Genomic DNA, 4,933 nt, shown 5'->3' on the forward strand with positions numbered 1-4,933 from the left:
TTTTGAGGGCTACTGTGTTAGCTACGTTACCTAAAGATATACGTCCTTTTATAATACAAGCGCCTATGGCTGGTGTATCGACGCCTGAAATGGCGGCTGCCGTATCTAATTCTGGTGCGGTTGGTTCGATAGCTATTGGCGGATTGGGGCCTGATGAAGCAGTTTTGTTAATTAAAAAACGAAAGCACTAACTGATCGGCCGTTTAATATTAATCTTTTCTGTCATGATCCTTTTTTGCGTGTGGATACAACGAAAGATTCTCATTGGCGAATGAAGCTAAACGATCATTTTTTAGGAGGGGGAATGATTCTAAATACTCCTCTTAAAAATATATACACCTCTATTAAAAATAATAAGGCTTTAGCTATCGCCGTCGCTGCACAAGCCCCTGATATTATTAGCTTTCATTTTGGTGTTCCTGATGATGATATCATTGACATCTTTCGACAGACCGGTGCCAAACTTATGGCTACTGCGACTTGTCTTGAGGAGGGGAAAGAAATTGCAGTCAAGGGTTTGGATGCAATAATTGCTCAAGGTTTTGAGGCAGGAGGACACCGAGGACAATTTAATCTTTCACAATTCGACGAGAAGTTATCAACACACGTCTTGACTCGGCTTTTGTCCCAGCACTTGTCACTTCCTATAATTGCTGCGGGCGGTATAATGACTGGGGCTGATATAGCGAGCGTTATGCTCATGGGTGCTCAGGGAGTACAATTAGGGAGTGCCTTTATAGGTTGTAGTGAAAGCGGTGCGAGTCATTGTCATAAAAATCTTTTGAAGTGTGATAAATCCATACCAACCGTTTTGACGCGAGCCATTTCTGGGCGGCCTGCGCGGTCAATAATGACACCGTTTGTCCAATGGGCGATGAGTATTACTGATGAGGATATTCCGGAGTATCCTTACGGTTATGATGCCTTCAAGCAGCTGCAAAAAAGTATGCTCTTACGAGGAGATCTTGATATAGGTCCTTTTTGGGCGGGGCAAAGTGCTTTCTTGGCGCGTTTTATTCCGGCAGCACAAATTATCGCAGAGTTAGAAAACGAGTATGTTCACTATATACAGGGCTAAGAAAAAGTAAGTCTAAAGCTAATATGACGATGAATAAAACGGTCAAGTACGTATTGAGTGGATTTGCGGCATCCTTGGTTGGCATAGGTTTATCACGCTTTGCTTATACGCCTGCAACACCTTATCTTATAAGCCAAGGTTGGCTTGATGAAAATCATATTTTTTGGGTAGGCTCTGCAAATTTTTTAGGTTACTTTATCGGTGCTTTTTCATCTCCTTATATTTTACGCTTCACTTCTCCAAGATATGCATTGAGATTAGCATTCTTCATGAGTGGGCTGTCTTTTTTATGCTGTTGTTATTCATATGGAATCTTGTGGTTCATGATATGGCGTTTTATTGTAGGTTTGTCAGGTGGAGTCTTAACAGCTGTGGCCGCTCCGACTTTGTTATCGGCTATAGATCTAAAAGATCGTGCTCGTTCTGGTGGCATAATGTTTTCAGGAGTGGGTCTAGGCTTGTTATTGTCTGCTTTGTTTACACCTATGATAGCAAGTATTAAAGTGTATTATTATTGGGGGGCTCTTTTTGTAATCACTCTTATATTTTCTATAATAATCTATCGGTTTATACCCAACACAAATTTTGAATATACTAAAAAGTCGTATAAATCTAAGCGAATAGATTATTTCATATATCTAACATATGGCATCAACGCTGCGGCATTGATGCCATACATATTATTTCTTGTGAATTTTGTTTTGCTTCGCACAATACCATCAACCTATTTTGCTTCTATTATTTGGCTTATTTATGCTTTTGGTGCGTTTTTAGGAGCCATAATATTGAGCATAGCAGCCAAGAAAACATCGTATCGCTCAGTGATCTTTTTGATGAATTTTGTGCAATTATTTGCTTCGTTTCTATTGCTATTGTTCCCTGATTTGAAGATCGCGTTGTTAGTACCAGCTCTTATTATGGGTGCCGCTACCCCTGGCATTGTGCCATTATATTTTGGTTTAATAGGAGAATTGTCTTCATCTAATCCACAAATTCAGCAGATTATCTGGAGCAGAGCAGTGTCAGCATTCGCCTTATCACAAGCAATAGCTGCATATATGTTTACTTGGCTTTTCTATATAATAGAGAATTATATCCTAATATTCTCTATTTCATCATTTCTTCTTTTTATTCTATGCGTGTGGTTTATACAGGAAGGACGCTATGGCTACAAACAGAAAAAAAACCATTAATTGTGCTATCATCGGTTTTGGGGCGCGTGGCATTAGTTTTTATGAAAGGATAAATGCCTATGCTCGTCGTTATATAAGTAGTGTGCATATAAACCTGACAATATTTGATCCCAATGAACATGGTTGTGGATCTCATTCGCCAAGACAAGCAGATTATCTATTAGTCAATACAGTTGCATCGCAAATGACTATGTTCTTAGATAAAACTTGTGAAGTTTCTGGACCATATACTAACGGACCATCATTTGCTGAATGGGCTAAAGATGCAGGTATCCGTAAAATAGGTTCTAACTTCTATCATATAGCTGAAGATTCAGATGTTGGAGCACCTATAGACGATAATGACTATCTATCACGTGCTGAATTAGGGAATTATTTGCAATTTGTCGTGGATCTATTGACAGCAAATAGACCGCGTAATGTAGACGTATCCATTATCAGATCTCATGTGATTGATATTAAGCCATTATCAGAGCGTGAATTTATTGTTGTGGTAGATGGGGATTATAAGCAGTCTTTTGAATTTATATTTATGACTATTGGGCATGGCAGTAATATACTCACAGAAAATGAACAACGAAAAATAAATTTTGTTTCTTCAAATAAGCATAAAAACCCTAATTTAGGATTCATAAGATCTCCTTATCCTTTATCTATGCTAGAAAATGTTAGCCCTGACGCTCGAGTACTGGTTCAAGGTATGGGGTTAACCGCTCACGATGTCATAGCTGAGCTCACTGTTGGCAGAGGAGGCCGATATAAAGAGAACAGAGGTCGCTTGGAATATATACCATCAGGGCGAGAGCCTGTCCTCAGTCTCTTCTCAAGACAAGGACTTCCATTTTCTTCTAGAGCTATAAATGAGAAAGGGACGTCTGAGGCTTATACAGCTGAATTCTTCACCTTAGATTATTTCAAATCTCTGCGACAGGAAAAAAAGAAGTTTGATTTTTTTGAAGATGTTCTTCCAGTCTTGAAAAAGGAAATGTTGAGGGCATACTACCATGCCGTGGGTAAGACTACGTGCATTGACTATGAAGATTTTAGGAAAGTTGACGAAATATTATACCCCTTACAAGGCATTGTATTCAAAAATGCTATTGATTACAAACGCTATATCTATGAATTTTTGGAAAACGATCTCAAAAATGCTTACGCAGGAAATGTTTCTGGCAGTGTCAAAGCAGCAGCCGATGTCTTAAGAGATGTGCGTGATACCATGCGCTATTGCGTTGAATGGGGTGGTTTGACACCAGAGTCGCATGCTCGTTTTGTAAACGACTTTGTCCCTATTATGAATCGTATAGCTGTCGGTCCGCCTTTAGTGCGGAACAGGCAGTTACTCGCTTTAATCGATAGTGGGTTACTTTGCATAGATCTTGGTCCTTCACCTATTTTAGAAATTGACGAGGAAAATTCTGTTTTCCGTATAGTTGGTACTTTCTCAGAAGAAATAACGACTCAGGTCGCAGATGTTGTTGTCCAAGCAAGGATAGATCCATTTGATATAAATCTTGAGCGCTCGCCATTAATCAGAAACCTCTTTAGTAAGGGTTTTCTCTCAGAATATGTAAATGGGGACTATCATACTGGTGGCTTGAATATTGATAGAAATTATAACATTATCGATCTCAATGGAGATGTGAGAAAAAATGTGTGGTCTTTGGGTAATCCGGTTGAAGGTCCTTGTTTCTTTACCTTTGTTCTGCCACGACCAGGTGTGAATTCCCGCTTTTTATTGGATTCGGATAAATGTATCCAGCAGATGTTTAATGAAATAGAAGTGAATTATGTCACATCTAGGTAAATTTAATCCCTCAAAAAGTGTTTGGAGGTGCTAAGTAAACAGTTTAAGCGTGGTAAGGATATTCGGCAGCGTGTTTTGGGTAACTCTCATATTGATGATCGGTAAAAAGAAGTAAATTATTGATAAATTTAAGAAACAGTTACAAGAACGGGTAACTGTTTGGGTGTGGGGATGTCCCGATTGAGGCGAAAAGGATAGAAGTTTCGCTAGTGTATTCATGCTTATGGATATGAGAGCGATTCTTGAAGTAAAACCACATGTGAGAGGCGCACTGAAGGTTGGTTAAGCTAAGGGAAACTACGTGAGGTTAATATTCATGTAATGAATTGATTTATAATGATAAGTCATCGCTATACACCTTGAATCATACCCCCAAATATTGTAAAATGCTCTTATTTAAAGTTTTTTATGTTGAATTAATTTTATTCACTTGCTTGTGCACCACAAGGGGGGAATGGAGGAGCAGAGGGGAGAGGTGAAAAAATGTCTCTCATAAACACCTTGGGTTGTCGCAACATTGTAATTTTCACTCTTAATTTGTGTTCCTTGGGGAGATGGAGCGGCAGAGTATTTTTACAACCTCTACGAATATGAAGACGGCACAAGAGAGTGTGAAAAGTTTGATGGCGGTCAGTATTACACCATACCAGAAAGGGCAGATTTTAGTACCAAAGCGCAGGTAAAAGCGTGGGTTTATGGGGGTGCTATTCCTAAAAGTGTATTGAGTTATGAAGCGTTGATAGACAGTGTAAATGAGAAGATAGAAAGGCATGGTCAAGAGACACTGATTTGTGAGATTACAGATGATGGTGAGATAGGGTACCCATTGTCATTGCGATGATAGCGTATCATATC

General features: G+C 39.1%; 2 protein-coding genes and 2 pseudogenes. All 4 read left to right on the forward strand.

Translation table 11 applies throughout. From position 1 onward, the window contains the following. Positions 1 to 89: 89 nt before the first annotated feature. Positions 90 to 1,078, forward strand: a pseudogene (locus BN338_RS06225) (NAD(P)H-dependent flavin oxidoreductase). Between the two features lie 23 nt (positions 1,079 to 1,101). Next, complete coding sequence (locus tag BN338_RS06230) at positions 1,102 to 2,271, forward strand: YbfB/YjiJ family MFS transporter (RefSeq protein WP_039760094.1); 1,170 nt, start codon at positions 1,102 to 1,104, stop codon at positions 2,269 to 2,271. After that, complete coding sequence (locus BN338_RS06235; RefSeq protein WP_039760096.1) at positions 2,243 to 4,078, forward strand: FAD/NAD(P)-binding protein; 1,836 nt, start codon at positions 2,243 to 2,245, stop codon at positions 4,076 to 4,078. Before BN338_RS06230 ends, BN338_RS06235 begins: the two co-directional genes overlap by 29 nt. A 541-nt stretch (positions 4,079 to 4,619) precedes the next feature. Next, positions 4,620 to 4,919: pseudogene (locus BN338_RS13120) on the forward strand (hypothetical protein); the annotation flags it as partial. Positions 4,920 to 4,933 lie beyond the last annotated feature (14 nt).

It is taken from the genome of Bartonella queenslandensis AUST/NH15 (genome assembly GCF_000312585.1).
Classification (GTDB): domain Bacteria; phylum Pseudomonadota; class Alphaproteobacteria; order Rhizobiales; family Rhizobiaceae; genus Bartonella; species Bartonella queenslandensis_A.